This is a genomic window from Mobilitalea sibirica (assembly GCF_015999265.1).
GTDB lineage: Bacteria > Bacillota > Clostridia > Lachnospirales > Lachnospiraceae > Mobilitalea > Mobilitalea sibirica.
This window is the reverse complement of the sequence record NZ_JAEAGR010000002.1, coordinates 202,351-216,874: the sequence shown is the minus strand read 5'-3', so window position 1 is coordinate 216,874 and position 14,524 is coordinate 202,351. Positions and strand designations below refer to the sequence as shown.

The 14,524-nt window shown below is 35.7% G+C and carries 13 protein-coding genes and 1 riboswitch; of the genes, 1 reads left to right on the top strand and 12 read right to left on the bottom strand.

Annotated features, from left to right (window positions below; translation table 11 throughout):
- Positions 1-3: 3 nt before the first annotated feature.
- Together I5677_RS02845 and I5677_RS02840 are read right to left on the bottom strand one after the other, a co-directional pair.
- A complete protein-coding gene (locus tag I5677_RS02845; RefSeq protein WP_197660059.1) occupies positions 4-759 on the bottom strand; it encodes an ABC transporter ATP-binding protein in 756 nt (251 codons plus the stop codon).
- A 305-nt stretch (positions 760-1,064) separates the two neighbouring features.
- A complete protein-coding gene (locus tag I5677_RS02840; protein ID WP_197660058.1) occupies positions 1,065-1,793 on the bottom strand; it encodes a PadR family transcriptional regulator in 729 nt (242 codons plus the stop codon).
- A gap of 430 nt (positions 1,794-2,223) precedes the next feature.
- Here I5677_RS02840 and I5677_RS02835 point away from each other — a divergent pair, with 430 nt between their 5' ends.
- Positions 2,224-2,388 carry a CPC_1213 family protein gene (locus tag I5677_RS02835; RefSeq protein WP_197660057.1) on the top strand — a complete coding sequence of 55 codons (165 nt, stop codon included), beginning with the start codon at positions 2,224-2,226 and terminating at the stop codon, positions 2,386-2,388.
- An 80-nt stretch (positions 2,389-2,468) separates the two neighbouring features.
- Here the strand turns inward: I5677_RS02835 and I5677_RS02830 are convergent, their stop codons facing one another.
- From I5677_RS02830 to thiW, 10 genes are all read right to left on the bottom strand, one after another.
- Positions 2,469-3,152, bottom strand: coding sequence for a DinB family protein (locus I5677_RS02830; RefSeq protein WP_197660056.1), 684 nt, complete (start codon positions 3,150-3,152; stop codon positions 2,469-2,471).
- 278 nt (positions 3,153-3,430) lie between these two features.
- A complete protein-coding gene (locus I5677_RS02825) occupies positions 3,431-4,471 on the bottom strand; it encodes a GGDEF domain-containing protein (protein ID WP_197660055.1) in 1,041 nt (346 codons plus the stop codon).
- A gap of 353 nt (positions 4,472-4,824) precedes the next feature.
- Positions 4,825-6,177 (bottom strand): amidase family protein, encoded by a 1,353-nt coding sequence (locus I5677_RS02820; RefSeq protein ID WP_197660054.1) that lies wholly within the window; start codon positions 6,175-6,177, stop codon positions 4,825-4,827.
- Positions 6,178-6,570: 393 nt separating this feature from the next.
- Positions 6,571-8,304: a phospholipase C/P1 nuclease family protein gene (locus I5677_RS02815; protein ID WP_197660053.1), complete on the bottom strand. Its 1,734-nt coding sequence runs from the start codon at positions 8,302-8,304 to the stop codon at positions 6,571-6,573.
- Between the two features lie 33 nt (positions 8,305-8,337).
- Positions 8,338-8,847, bottom strand: a complete 510-nt coding sequence (locus tag I5677_RS02810; RefSeq protein WP_197660052.1) for a lamin tail domain-containing protein — start codon at positions 8,845-8,847, stop codon at positions 8,338-8,340.
- Between the two features lie 397 nt (positions 8,848-9,244).
- Positions 9,245-10,033, bottom strand: coding sequence for a bifunctional hydroxymethylpyrimidine kinase/phosphomethylpyrimidine kinase (thiD, locus tag I5677_RS02805; RefSeq protein WP_197660051.1), 789 nt, complete (start codon positions 10,031-10,033; stop codon positions 9,245-9,247).
- 289 nt (positions 10,034-10,322) lie between these two features.
- Positions 10,323-10,979 carry a thiamine phosphate synthase gene (gene thiE / locus I5677_RS02800; protein WP_197660050.1) on the bottom strand — a complete coding sequence of 219 codons (657 nt, stop codon included), beginning with the start codon at positions 10,977-10,979 and terminating at the stop codon, positions 10,323-10,325.
- Positions 10,980-11,091: 112 nt separating this feature from the next.
- Positions 11,092-11,925: a hydroxyethylthiazole kinase gene (gene thiM, locus I5677_RS02795; protein ID WP_197660049.1), complete on the bottom strand. Its 834-nt coding sequence runs from the start codon at positions 11,923-11,925 to the stop codon at positions 11,092-11,094.
- A gap of 208 nt (positions 11,926-12,133) precedes the next feature.
- Entirely contained in the window at positions 12,134-13,435 is a 1,302-nt protein-coding gene (gene thiC, locus I5677_RS02790) for a phosphomethylpyrimidine synthase ThiC (RefSeq protein ID WP_197660048.1), read from the bottom strand.
- A gap of 64 nt (positions 13,436-13,499) precedes the next feature.
- Positions 13,500-14,006 (bottom strand): energy coupling factor transporter S component ThiW, encoded by a 507-nt coding sequence (gene thiW / locus I5677_RS02785; RefSeq protein WP_197660047.1) that lies wholly within the window; start codon positions 14,004-14,006, stop codon positions 13,500-13,502.
- Positions 14,007-14,246: 240 nt separating this feature from the next.
- A riboswitch (TPP riboswitch) is annotated at positions 14,247-14,348 on the bottom strand.
- Positions 14,349-14,524 lie beyond the last annotated feature (176 nt).

Genomic DNA, 14,524 nt, shown 5'->3' with positions numbered 1-14,524 from the left:
GCATTAAGCCTCCTGATCCCTAAGATCTGTTCCGGTTAAATGAAGAAATATCTCCTCCAGTGAGGTAAATCCCTGCTGTCTATATTTTTCTTTTAAACGCTCTTTTTCCATGTCCTCAACAATGATACCGTGATCCATGATGACGATCCGGTTACAGATTGCATCTATTTCCTCCATATAATGAGATACATAGACAATTGTAGTTCCCCGCTTATTTAACGTTTTTATCGTCTCCAGTATATGATTTCTGGATTGAGGATCTATGCCAACTGTGGGTTCATCCATGATAAGCAGCTTGGGGGAATGGGCGATAGAACAAGCAATATTCAATCTCCGTTTCATGCCACCGGAGAATTTAGACGGTATTTCTTTTCTTCTATCCCATAGACCGACAAACTCTAAGGCCTCCTTAACTCTGTTCTTTAGTTCCTGCCCTTTGTAACCATAGAGGGAGCAGAAAAATCTTACGTTATCATATGCACTAAGGTCATCATAAATTGAGATATCCTGAGGGACGACACCTAAGGCTTTCTTAAACACCTTCATTTTATCTTCCGTCTTCTCTCCGTTAAAATAAATCTCTCCGTCATCCCTCTGTTCTACATCAATAATCATTTTTACAGTAGTGCTTTTTCCTGCCCCGTTAGGACCAAGAAAACCAAGAATTTCTCCTTCTAAAACGGTAAGTGTAAGCTTTTCAACAACCTTTTTGTCACTAAAAGACTTCGATAAATCTTTAACCTCCAATAAAGCACTCATATAAACTCTCCTTTACTATATTCCATGTTGTTTATCCAACATTGGATATCGTGATATATATAATGTTTTCCTCCTCTTTTTTCTAAATATTATTCTGATACTTATATAACCTTCATTTATCTTCATAGAGTATCAACATAGACACCCCCTGAATGCTTAAATACTCGTATCACATATTATATCTTCGAAACGATAAGGAAGGAAAACACTAATTCTGTTCCATTAAAATCTCTGTTTGACTTTATAAAATCTAAATACTTTAATCGTAACATTGAATACAGGTCACCGTTTCTATAATCATTCTTCTAACCTTTTTTTACATGGTTTTGTAATTCCTTAATTATTTTATCTAAGTTGGCGACTGCATTTTGGGGATCCTTAAGGATCTCATTCTTAAGCTTTAGCGCATACTGAAGCTTCTCTTCATCACCGGCTCCTGTAGTCCCCTCTTCCATCCAATCAAAATCAAAACTTTTTATGATCTGTTCAGTATCCTTGCTATTTTTGATATATATGTCTAGATGTTCTAATAGCTCTTGATGCCATAATATCTGACTGTCTATATTCTGTATTGTCATCTCAAAACTAATCCTGGAAAGAGCAAGGGTAGTTTCATCCACCTTAACTGCATACCATCTTTCCCAAAATTCCTTTTGCTCCATCAGTTTATTAATATGGTTACTTACTATCTTTATAATTTCATCCTTACTAAGTGTACTTAACATAGGATCTGTAAAAAACTTAATGGAACCGATAGTTGAAATCGGCTTATCTAGCTCCTGTGCCATCTCTTTATGAAGTTCTGTTTTTCCATTATCTGTAATTGTATATATTTTTCGAACTCTCGATCCGGTTCTCTCCTCCCGCAATACCTGAATATATTTTTCCTTCTCTAATTTCGTCAAAGCGTAATAGATGGAGCCCGACTGTATCTTTGCCCATTGTTCCGTTCCCGATATCTGAAGGAACTTCTGTATCTCATATCCATGGGTTGGTTTCATATTAAGATAATATAGAATAAATGCCCGGATCATTTTTTTCACCTCTCATAAATCAATATCCAACGTTTAGTATATTTTATACCCAACGTTGGATATTGTCAACAGGTCTTTTATCACTTTGTGATTTTTTTCTATTATTTAACATATAGTCGTATTAAACTCTATAATCTAATCCTATATCTTATCTATTTGAAACCTATTTTGATCTGGCTTAATAATTAAAGCTGTCTGTAATTGAACCATATTGAAGGATATGTCCTTCCATTTGTTTAACTCTTTTTTCCTTTTTAAATCAATATTTTCATTCATTGTTAAAAGTATCTCTAAAAAAAGCTATCCAAAACAGTATTATGAAGTATAGTTGATATAGAGATCACAATAATTATATCTGAATATAAAATAATATAAAAGACATACTTTTAGAGTAGGATAACAATATAACATAAGTCATTAGGAGGATGTTATGAAAGACAGTAATAAAATGAGAAGCACGAAAAATCATAAAAGGGAAGATGGAAAATTTCATTCAAAACATGTAAATCATGATCCTCAAGCAGAAAGTGCTCGAGCTGTATTTGGACTGAAAGACGATAATCCCAAAAACAAAAGCAGCCATTCCAGCAGATAGTATTGTATTTTAAAAAGTATCTGTGAATTTATGCGTGCATTCAAATTCGGTAAAAAAGCCAGAGGATATACTAGCTACAATTATTTCATCCTATTACAAACACCCTTCAGTCTGCGGCAATCACTTAAATGTACAATCTGATGCCTGGTAATCGGCATAAAGAAAATACCTGCTACATTTTTCTTACCCCAAAAATCTAATAGCCCGGCTGAAACAGGGTGATTTGTAACCCCTCCCTCTTCTAAGATACGATTAAGACCATCTTTGGTAACTTTTCGCTTCATATCTTCCGGTTGTAGCGCATCAATGATTGATTTTGTTCTTATTCCAACTGCATTACGATATTCGAACAATGCTTCTCTATTAATTTCACAACTCAGGCTAATAATTTCATCATCTGTCATCGCATTACCGGTATCCGTAACTTTAATATTTAATCTTTTTAACCAATTTTCATTTAGAACCTGGCTTTGGTTTTTAATTAGACAATTTGAAGTTAAGTCTTCTATTCTTGAGATGTGCCAGACATGCCAAGCTACTGTGTCATCCTTTATTGAAGGCATGGTGCGAAATGCTTTGTCACTTAAATCCTGCCAAATCTCATCCATGAAGTTAATTGTATTTCTTTGATATACCTCTGATGCATGTACGATAGAATGCATTTGATAAAGAAGTTCTTTCACTTCATTAAATCTTTCTTTCTTAAGTATAGTTTCTTTTAATTTTTTCTGAAGGGGATTCCAGTCTTTACTTACTTCAAACATAATATACAATTATTGTCCATTCTAATGAATCGGATCTTTTCTCCTCTCTATATTTTAACATGTGCTTCTTTTTATATTATATAAATATAGGTAATACTGGCAAATACATAACTCAAAATGTAATAACATAAATTTTCAAATTAGTACAACGTTACTCGTTACTCATTACAATTATTTTACACCATATAATAATGCATTTTTGTCATATAGGACGCAATCTCATACGACAAAAAAGTGATAAACAAAATGAATATCCCAAAAGTTCCATTTTCTATCCCTTATATACACACTTTGTTTCTTCCCGTTCTTTTTGCCTCATAAAGCTTTAAATCAGCTGTTTCTTTTAACTTTGATATTTCGCTTAAGGTTTCAGGATATACAGCCAGTCCAATGGAGATTGTTATTTTAATCTTCTTCCCATCCTTATTATAAAATTTGTGGGTCATCACAGTTTTCCTTAACGTTTCTGCCTTATCGTATGCTTCTTCCCTACTTGTATTTTGCAATATAATCGCAAACTCTTCTCCACCAATTCTTGATATGAGACTATATTCCTTACGATAGCTTCTAAGTAATCTACCAAGTTGTTTTAATACAAGGTCTCCTGTTTCATGGCCATAAGTATCATTTACATGTTTAAAATGATCAATATCTATAATCATTAGGGTTAATTTTCTGTGATTTAAGTTAGTTTCCTGCTTAATCTCACTAAACTTCCTACTAAATGATCTTGTATTATTTAGACCTGTTAAATAGTCATAGGTCGATTCCTTCTTCAGATTTTTTAAAACTTTATGAGAAGCAACAAGATAAAGAACTAGATAATATACGCCAATACCAATCATAATGGAAGCAATCCAAGTGACTAATACGACTTTAAGAGCAGCCTCCTTATCCTCTATAACAAAAAAGTAAATGATACTTCGGATGATTAGACTGTAGAAAAACATTAATACACTCTTCCATATATAATTAAGCTTTGTTAAAGATAAGGCTCCACAGCCAATACTGATAGCCATAATACCAATCGGTACTAAGAATGAGGTTTCACTGATCCCCTTATACAAAAGACGGTATATTGTAGTTATAACACCGGTGATAACTACAGGCAACATTCCTCCAAAAAACGCTGTTAATATAATGCTAAAATCCCGTAAATCCATGATAACATTCGGTGATACCTCTATACTGAAATGAATTAAAATAATAGCTGAAATCCCACCTAAAATGCCAAGTTTTAATCGGATTTTTAATGGGGATGTGTTATAAATACCACTGTTTTTAAATAACTGACTTACAATGAAAATAATTGTTATCAATATACATGCATTAACAAATAACTCCTGCCACATAACACCCTCATCTCTTATGTAATTCTGTATTTTTTTTATAAAGCATATGTATGATACATTATGTCACATATAGTGAAACTACAGTTTAACAATACCATAAATTAAGTAAATATCAAGTATTTATCTTGAATTGGTAGTCTATCATATTCATTCAAAACATACCTCGATCTGTATATGATAAATTGCACGCCCACTTCCCATGCCATAAATCATCAAAAAACACAAAAATGCTCTCTTCCAGGTAAGCAAGTTTTTATATTTAACTTGTCTACCTAGAAGGTAGCATATTAATTACATTTTGAAACACCCCTTCATTCCTATTACAGTTTGGGTGGTACTCTACGCTCAATCATCTTACTCAGACTTTTCGCAGTCTTTAACAAATCTACATCTGTAAGAGAAGTTGCTATATAACCAAAGGGCATACCGTCATTATATAGGCCGTGGGGGATTGCCAGTATCGGCAATCCGACATATTGTAGCAATAGATTTTCTTGGAACATAAGACACATATTGATGCCTCTTAAAGTTTCAAAAATTTCTTTTTTCTTCGTTTCACGATCCTTGAGGAGTGTAATATACTCCTCTTCACTTAAATCCCCTCTTGTATTTTCCTGCGCATCAATTAAAAGAGTCTGACCATATTGCAACGTTTCCTGAGGATGCTCGTTATTAAAATTAATAATATCTTTCACAGATTTCATCGGATAATCCTTTGGTAAGTCTGCAAGATATCGGCCCATCGTGAATTTAAATTCGTATTTTTGAATTGCCTTTATATTCTCCGTTGGTATTGGTTCTATATTCAAGCGTTTTATCGTAACTCCGGCTTTTTCTAAATCCTTAATGACTATCTCAGCTTTCTTAACTTCTTCTTGTTTTAAATTCTTCAAAGATAATTCATTAATACCAATGGTATAGTTACTAAATTCGGTCTCCTCTGCCTCCATTGAAAATCCGGTTACTTCAGAGAAAAAACTTGCTGCATCATCAATGGTTCTCGTCATTGGTCCTGCCGTATCACAGGTAAAACTGATTGGAATGATGCCCTTTTGGCTAATTGCCCCCATCGACGGTCTTAATCCTACAATACCATTTTTAATTGCTGGTGATACTATGGAATTAGAAGTATCTGTTCCAATTGAGATGGTACATAAATTAGCTGTAACGGCAACTGCTGATCCGGTACTTGATCCGGAGGGATCCTCACCAGGTTTATAGGGGGATTTGACCTGTCCGCCTCTTGAGCTATAACCGGCAGGCATACCTGTTGTCATATAATTGGCAAACTCCGTCATATTGGTTTTACCAAGTATCACAGCACCCTTCTTTCTTAAAGTTTTTACCAGTTCTGCGTCCGCTGATGCTATAGAATCTGCCAAAGCCAAAGAACCGGCTGAAGTATGCATCTTGTCGGCAGTACATATATTATCCTTTAATAATACAGGTACTCCGTACAGCATGCTTCCCCTCTCAGTGTGCCGATCATCCAGTTCCTCTGCTATGGTAATAGCGTCGGGATTTAATTCCAGAACACTGTTTAAACCGTTTGTTCCTGAATCTATTGCTTCAATTTCTTTGATATATTCTTGAACTACTTCTTTTACAGAAACAGTTTTATTCTTATACATGGTTGATAATTCCTTTAAGGTAATCTCATTAATATTTGCCATTATTACGTCCTTTCTTATATAAATATCAATACGAAAAACAACTCTCTACATAGTCTTTTCTACAAATAAAATTTTATGTAATATAGTGAATTTTTCTTATACAGTTACATTCTTATATAAATTTGTATCCATTTATTACCTCCTCTACATATAACTGTAACATGCATACAAACCCATGTCAAATATGGTGGGACTTCGTGCTGAGTCTTGCTTAATATATGAACCATGTTTACTTCGACCGATTGTTATGCTGCGACTTTATTATCGTATAGGGTGAACTTATACGATAAAGAATGTCCGTTATAGATGAATCCCATAACGGACATTACAAAAAAACGAATATATTCTGTTTCTTAATAGATTTTAAAGCACTACATGTAGATCACACCAAGATTACTCATGAATCAGCTTATCCGATTTACCTTTTCTAACACAGGCACAGTAGCCTTTATAATCCTTGACATCCTTCACCCATGTTACCTGTTTGCTGTCTTCACCAAAAACTCTCTCTACGATGAGTTGTAATTTTGTCTTTCCTTCAGTTTCTTTAAATATTTCCTCTTTATACATGTAAATTGCCAATTTCTTCTCATCCTTTAGATGGTTCCAACGGTCACAGATCCTTCTCCCTTTATCGGCATATTCATGAAGGGCCAGAGACTTAAGATTAAGAATTGCAGGAACGTATCTGGAACGATCAAATCTAGTCGCATGTAATGGCTGTGGATCCACCATATAGGGAGTAAGATTTATCATGGAATCAAATTGTCTTTCCTCCCCTTGGCATAAATGGATGCAAATCTCCAGAACCAGACTAAAGCTTCCTTCTCCTCCCTTTGAAAAGGCAGTGACCAGCTGAGGTGTCCCATCAGTTAAGTCATTCAAATTGATTTCATAGTCAATACTTCCTAAACTTTCACTATCATTCCAAAAATAAGTAGAATCATCGTCATAAGCTTTGGCATAAAAATGTACTGGAATATCTCTGTCACATATAGCGATCGGATAACGGGCACCAATAATATTCTTTGATGTTCCTGAATGAAGACTATATTTTCCTCCTACCGGATACAGATACTGATTATTTAAACTGGCACTTAAGTATATTTCCCCTTTACCAAATGGATCCGTATCCTCATGTACATTTAATCGTTTGATCGTTACCTCAAGGACATCCAAGGACATTTTAAAATCAATAGTTTTGAAGAAATGGCAGATTACACCTGCCACGAACATAATATTAATCGGTATCAGGTCTGCTGCAATCGCATCACATGCCAAATCCGTAAGATCTCCTGAGATATCTCTATCAATTGGTAGTATATTAATGAAAGAATCATCATAGTGATCCCAATGATAGGGATGCCCTTCACCCCAACCATCCACATCGTCCGAATCATATAGACGGGATATTTTACCTAGCTCACGAAAATACATTGGTAAATCCCAATTCGGATTATATACGATATTCGTATAAGAGGGAACATCCCATTCTTTGGGTAGATGTCCATCTCCCACCAGATCTGTTTTTACACTCGTATATTTTTCATAGTCATCATCATCATAAAAATCAAAAATATTAAGATGAGGATCGTTATGTATATGACAAGGGGTTCCCACATCGGTTAACAGATGGCATATCCTTCCCAGACAAAGGAATGTATCCGCTTCATTACCTTGAATGTAATTCGGTAAAACATGGTCATTCCAATAATCCAAAGCCCTATCAACCGCTGAACGGAATTGACCCAAAACTTCATTCATATCAAAATCTCCATGGATTAAGGAGGTCAAAGCTTTTAATGGTATGTTAAAAAGCTCTCCAAGTAGCTTAGTTGTAATCGTAAGTCCCTTTCCTTCTTCCAGATGAGGATTCCAAAAATGCTCCATCCAAGGCCAATAAGCTCCGGGTAAAATATCACTGGGTATCCTCTGCAAATCAGGACTCGGCAAAGGCCCGGGGTTATGAATATCATCCTCGATTACTGATCCAAGCAGCAATAACTCCAGTCTGGTTTTTCCTTCATAAGGTCCACTATTTATGGCTCCTGTAAGATATGATTTTACTTCGGCAGGTAGTAACTTAGCTGCAGCATTCACAATTGATTTATGTACATTAGTATCCATCCTGAACTCCCTTCCATGCTAAGCATCTATTCTTTAAAACGGTTGGTATTGTGGTATATGAGGCTCATCAAACCAAAAGCTGACTTCGCTCCCATTCATATTAATCTCATCCCCTAGATATCCAACACTATCCGTATTGGTAAGCCAGACCCTGCCATCTTCAGTTGCTACCCCAAACTTTGTCCAGTCAGTACCCATACACAATTCAATATTAAAAAATTTAGTTGTGTATTTGTATTGATCAACGGTTTGTCCATTTTCATCCTTTAGAAAAACGATATCACTTAAGTTATTCCATACCGGATGTCTTCTGTTCCAATATAAATTGTTTTGATCGTTGGTACCTACTTTTGTCCAAATCTTTATCTCTTGTCCGGGATTAATCATAGTATCAGGAAACACATATATATGTCCTGCCAAATCTTTTAAAACCCAATGATGTAAGCACACAGGTTTTTCTTCCTTTGAACCAATAATGACATATTCCCCGGGTAAATCAACTCCCTTTGGGTTATATATGACATCATAAATCTTAACTTCCATGACTCCACACCCTTTCTATAAACAGAAGAATAACGCTAAAATAAGTTATGTAATTCTCAAGAAATGGTATGCTAAACATAATCATTTACATATATTTCCATTTCTATTACAAATGTACCATGCCCAATATACATTGTCAATTCTTACTCCTTGTGTTTCCTTAGTATATTCTTACCACTTCATTTTTATTTCCTAATTAAGCATAAAAAAGACAGAACATAGGAGTCACCGCATCACTTGTTGAAGTATATCTTCTATGTTTTTATTGTTTGTTTTTGTATATATATCTACATAAAACAAACATATCACAGAAGGTTGTTAACAAGTAGTGCATTTAGGCAACCCCTATATTCCATCTTATAATCACAGGTAATTAAGGAAACCGTTTATTATTAACTTACTTACTAATAAAATTCCAACAATGGTTTAACGGCCCACTTCCTTTTCCCAGGTTTAAATTCGCTTTTAAAGCACCGGTAATATAGGCTTTTGCTATTTCTATACTTTCTTTTATATTTTTATCGGCAGCCAGATTACATGCAATGGCAGAGGATAAGGTACATCCGGTTCCGTGGGTATTGGGATTATCAATATTGATCTGTGGGAACCAGTGAATTTTATCTTCTGCTAACAATAGATCATCACTGCTGTCATCCAAATGTCCGCCTTTAATTAATATTGCTCCGGAATAGTTTTTTGAAAGCTTAATAACAGCCTTTTCCATGTCTTCCTTTGTTTTAATTGAAAAACCGGTAAGTATCTCTGCTTCAGGGATATTGGGAGTGATAACTGTAGCCAAAGGTATGAGATCGGTAACAAGCTTATTCACGGCTCCATCCTCTAACAGTTTACTACCGCTGGTTGATACCATAACAGGGTCGAGTACAATGTTTTTTGCTTTATATTCGATTAATTTCTCAGAAATCACCGCAATGATATCTTCATTTGAAACCATTCCGATTTTTATCGTATCCGGAACAATATCTGTAAACACCATATCCATCTGATTAGCCACGAATTTAGGTGTGACTTCCAATACACCGCTTACTCCGGTGGTATTCTGGGCTGTTAAAGCAGTAATTACAGTCATTGCATACATGTTATGCATGGTAATTGTTTTAATATCTGCCTGGATTCCTGCTCCTCCGCTACAATCCGATCCGGCGATACTCAGTACTTTTTTCATTGTAATCTCCTCGTCCTATATATTTATATTTTTTCTTAACATATCTACAGATAAGTACTATATGATTAAGATAGTATTGATTCATTTACCTAGGTTATCTAATGGTTTTCTAAGGTCTATCATATCTTCCATCTCTGCATTACATAAAACTAATGATCAATAATTACTTATTGCTATATTATCAAGGCTTACTTTATACAATCATGGATATCAAAAAATTATGAGGCTTGCAGCATAAGTCACGTTATTATCCAGTTGAGGTTTTTAGCACGTACTTTACTTTGTTTCATTATGTAAATATATGATTAGAACGTACCATAGTTTTTGATAATTCTATCATTTCTCTAGCAGCGCAGGCTGGGTCCGGTTGAGCAAATATCGCGGATATTACAGCAACACCATCCACTCCACTACCGTTAAGCTGTAATATGTTCTCCTTTGTAATTCCTCCGATTGCTACCATAGGTAATTGTACAGCACCGCGTATCTTTTTTATGGTATCCATGGAGATATGATTCGCATCAGACTTCGTTGTGGTGCCAAAAACGGCACCTACACCAATATAATCCGCTCCGTATTCTTCGGCTTTCATAGCTTCATACACATTATGAGCGGACAAACCGATAATTCTATCAGCACCAAGCTTAGCTCTGGCCAATGCTATCTGTTCATCTTCCTGTCCCAAATGAACCCCGTCAGCTCCGGAAGCAAGGGTAACATCAATATTATCATTAATAATAAGTGGAATTTGGTATTTGCTAGTTATTTTCTTCATTTGCATTGCTTCTTTTATAAATTCATCCTTGGGCAGATTTTTTTCCCTAAGCTGTACCATAGTCGCCCCTGCTTTTATGACGCTTTCTACCTGTTCATAAAGATTACCCGTTCCCAACCAGCTTCGGTCTGTAACTACGTATAGTAATAAATCCTCTTTCTTTATTCTCATATTTAACTCCATTCTACCGGTACAACGCGTATTAGGCTTCATTAGAATATCTGCGAAACGTAATCATACATTATTGTGAAATATTGTTTCTAATATGAATACCTTCTTTCATTTACCTTAATAACAGCTGCTCTACTTTCGCTCTTGCCATCACAAGGTCCGCGTTCATCTTACTGACATAATCAATCAGATACATCTTATAGGAGGAGGTTCCACCATCCATTTCTTTCATCTTCTCATAAGCCAGCTCTCCACAGATACCCATGGTACATATGCCTACGGCTGCCGCCTCCGGTATTAACTGTGGATTAGCCCCGCAAAAAGCTCCTATGAGTGAAGATAGCATGCAGCCGGTACCGGTAACCTTACTCATCATAGGATGTCCGTTACGGATAATATATGCCTTTTCCTTATAGACAATGATATCAATGGCACCGGTTACAGCGATCACCGAATCTGTTCTATCACTTAGCTCCTTTAAAAGGCCGATTACATCTTTCATATTATCTTCGGTTACCCGGTCGGATATATTAGCATCCACACCCTTTGTACTGCCGCTTCCATAATAGATTGTCTTAATCTCTGAAATATTTCCTCGAATAACCGAGAAATGGACTTCCTTCATAAGTAATATCGCAGTTTCTGTACGTAACTTGGAAGCCCCTACTCCTACCGGATCCAATACAACAGGATGTCTTAATTCATTGGCTTTCCTGCCAGCCTTTATCATTGACGATACCGTTCGTTCATTTAGAGTGCCGATATTAATAATCAAAGCATCACAAATTGACGTAATCTCTTCCACTTCTTTCATATCATCTGCCATAATCGGAGATGCACCGCAGGCAAGCAAAATATTAGCTTGATCATTTACGGTTACATAATTCGTAATATTATGGACCAAGGGTGATTTTAATCCTATACTATCATATATTTTCTTTATCATACTATTTCCTTCTTTTAGCCTAAATTCTCATACAGCCGTTAATCAAACCTAATGAATATTATGTGATTCCTATGTCTTTCTTGCTTTTAGTTATCCTATGTCACTTTACACTATCCTTTTAGCGTTTATAAACACTCACTTAATAAGCGATTATTTTAAGTATGTACAGTATGGGATTGAAAATGTGTTCGGTATATAATTACCCTATCTATAATATCTCAACCTTCTCGCCGTTTAAGATCTTATTCGTTGTTCTCATCGCACACATTTTACCGCACATGGAACAGCTGTGCTTGTCAGTAGGAGGTGTGCTCTCAAAATATTCTCTGGCTTTCTTACTATCAATAGCATAAGAAAACATCTCTTCCCAATCAATTCTTCTTCTGGCATCGCTCATCTTATTATCAATTTCTCTTGCACCGGCTACTCCTTTGGCGATATCCGCAGCATGGGCAGCAATTTTTGATGCTACAATTCCTTCTTTTACATCGTTTAAATCCGGAAGACGCAAATGTTCGGCTGGTGTTACATAACAGAGAAAATCAGCACCATTTGCTGCAGCAATAGCTCCTCCAATGGCAGAGGTTATATGGTCATATCCGGGAGCAATATCCGTAACCAATGGACCTAATACATAGAAGGGGGCTCCGTGGCACAGACGTTTTTGGAGAGTCATATTGGCTGCAATTTCATTCAAAGCCATATGTCCGGGACCTTCCACCAGAACCTGCACATGCTTATCCCATGCTCTTTTTGTCAATGCTCCCAGCTCAATTAATTCTGATATCTGTCCAGCATCTGTACTATCATGAATGCTGCCGGGACGCAGGGCATCTCCTAAACTAATCGTTACATCATATTCATATAGAATATCCAGCAGTTCATCATAATACTCATAAAATGGATTCTCATTCCCTGTCATCTCCATCCATGCAAACAGTAAGGAGCCGCCTCTGGAAACGATATTAGTTAATCTTTTTGAGTTTTTAAAGCTTTCTACTGCCCTTTTATTAATTCCTGCATGAATGGTCATAAAATCAACCCCCTGCTTTGCATGGGCCTCTACTACTTTCAAAAAATCTTTCGCACTAATGTCCATTAGATCCTTTTCCAGATAACCGATGGCATCATACATCGGTACAGTTCCAATCATAGCCGGACTATAGTCAATTAATTGTTTTCTAAAGGTATTTGTTTTCCCGTAGTTACTTAAATCCATGATGGATTCAACACCAAATTCAATGGATAATTTCACTTTCTCAAATTCCTTATCATAATAAGCACAATCCCCTGAAACCCCTAGGTTTACATTTATTTTCGTCTTTAAACCTTCTCCTATTCCTTCCGGACTTAAAGATGTATGATTAATATTAGCCGGTATAACCACCCTACCTGAGGCTACTAGGTCCATCAGCTTATTTATATCCATGTTTTCCTTTTCAGAAACCACCTGTATTTCCTTTGTAATAATTCCTAACTTCGCTGCTTCCATCTGTGTCTTATAATTCATTTTCACATATTACCTTTCTTTTATTAGTTTATAACTAAAATAATATACTTTTTCGCAATTCATTTTATTTACTTTCTAGCTTTTGATATGTATTTTCACTTAATACCCCTGTTTTTTTCATAGCAAATAAAAACGTTACGGAAATGGCAGCACCTGCAAAGGAGCTAATGCTAAATGGTAAAATAAAACCATAAAAGGCCGCTTTACTGGATAATAACATGGCTGCAACCGGATATGCCACCAAAGCTCCGATAACACCGGTTCCTATCACCTCACCAACAAAAGCAAACCCGGTCTTTCTCGTATAACGATATAGTAATCCACAGAGCAAAGCACCAATCATACTTCCCGGAAATGCCAGAAGGCTTCCGGTTCCTAACATATTTCTGATAAGGGAGGTGACAAAAGCCATGCAGACAGCATAAAGCGGTCCTAAAGTAACTCCTGCCAATACGTTGATAAAGTGTTGTACCGGGAAAACTTTTGATACTCCAATCGGAATATAAAAGGTTGATAAAGTTACTCCCATTGCTACCATAATACCTGCGAGTGATAATTTTCTTACTGACATATGTACATATTCTCCTTTAATCTTAGTCCTGCTTATGTCACAAACTCTAAAAAATGCGTCCCGACCTTAACTGATTATCATGTTATATAAGTATATGCGTCTTTCATTCTTCATGTCGAACGTGTTATAAAATAATGCTTCCTTTTCACGTGATGAACATCCTAACATACATTTAATCGCATAATTGGATTATTATCCTATATGAAAAAAGGATGTATCCCAGCGAGATACATCCCATAAACATTCATGAATGTGATTCCCTACGTTGGCATTATCCAAATCAGGTACGGTCGAAACTATTGTTTCCTCTCAGCCTGCACACAAGCTCCCGGACTATTTATTTTTTATCATTATATAATTGATAACCTTCCTTGTCAATCAAAAGAAACCCTTTTACTATAAATATATATTGTGTTAGTTCATATAATACGAGTGCAATTTATAATTACCTTTGTAAGTGAATGCATCAGTAACAACATGATATAGAAGTAAGAAACATTAATATATTGTATATATAC

Coding starts and splice junctions, on each gene's coding strand:
- I5677_RS02835 (WP_197660057.1), top strand. CDS start 2,224: ATGAAAGACAGTAATAAAATGAGAAGCACGAAAAATCATAAAAGGGAA.
- thiC (WP_197660048.1), bottom strand. CDS start 13,435: ATGAATTATAAGACACAGATGGAAGCAGCGAAGTTAGGAATTATTACA.
- I5677_RS02830 (WP_197660056.1), bottom strand. CDS start 3,152: ATGTTTGAAGTAAGTAAAGACTGGAATCCCCTTCAGAAAAAATTAAAA.
- thiD (WP_197660051.1), bottom strand. CDS start 10,033: ATGAAAAAAGTACTGAGTATCGCCGGATCGGATTGTAGCGGAGGAGCA.
- I5677_RS02840 (WP_197660058.1), bottom strand. CDS start 1,793: ATGATCCGGGCATTTATTCTATATTATCTTAATATGAAACCAACCCAT.
- thiM (WP_197660049.1), bottom strand. CDS start 11,925: ATGATAAAGAAAATATATGATAGTATAGGATTAAAATCACCCTTGGTC.
- I5677_RS02810 (WP_197660052.1), bottom strand. CDS start 8,847: ATGGAAGTTAAGATTTATGATGTCATATATAACCCAAAGGGAGTTGAT.
- I5677_RS02815 (WP_197660053.1), bottom strand. CDS start 8,304: ATGGATACTAATGTACATAAATCAATTGTGAATGCTGCAGCTAAGTTA.
- thiW (WP_197660047.1), bottom strand. CDS start 14,006: ATGTCAGTAAGAAAATTATCACTCGCAGGTATTATGGTAGCAATGGGA.
- thiE (WP_197660050.1), bottom strand. CDS start 10,979: ATGAGAATAAAGAAAGAGGATTTATTACTATACGTAGTTACAGACCGA.
- I5677_RS02820 (WP_197660054.1), bottom strand. CDS start 6,177: ATGGCAAATATTAATGAGATTACCTTAAAGGAATTATCAACCATGTAT.
- I5677_RS02845 (WP_197660059.1), bottom strand. CDS start 759: ATGAGTGCTTTATTGGAGGTTAAAGATTTATCGAAGTCTTTTAGTGAC.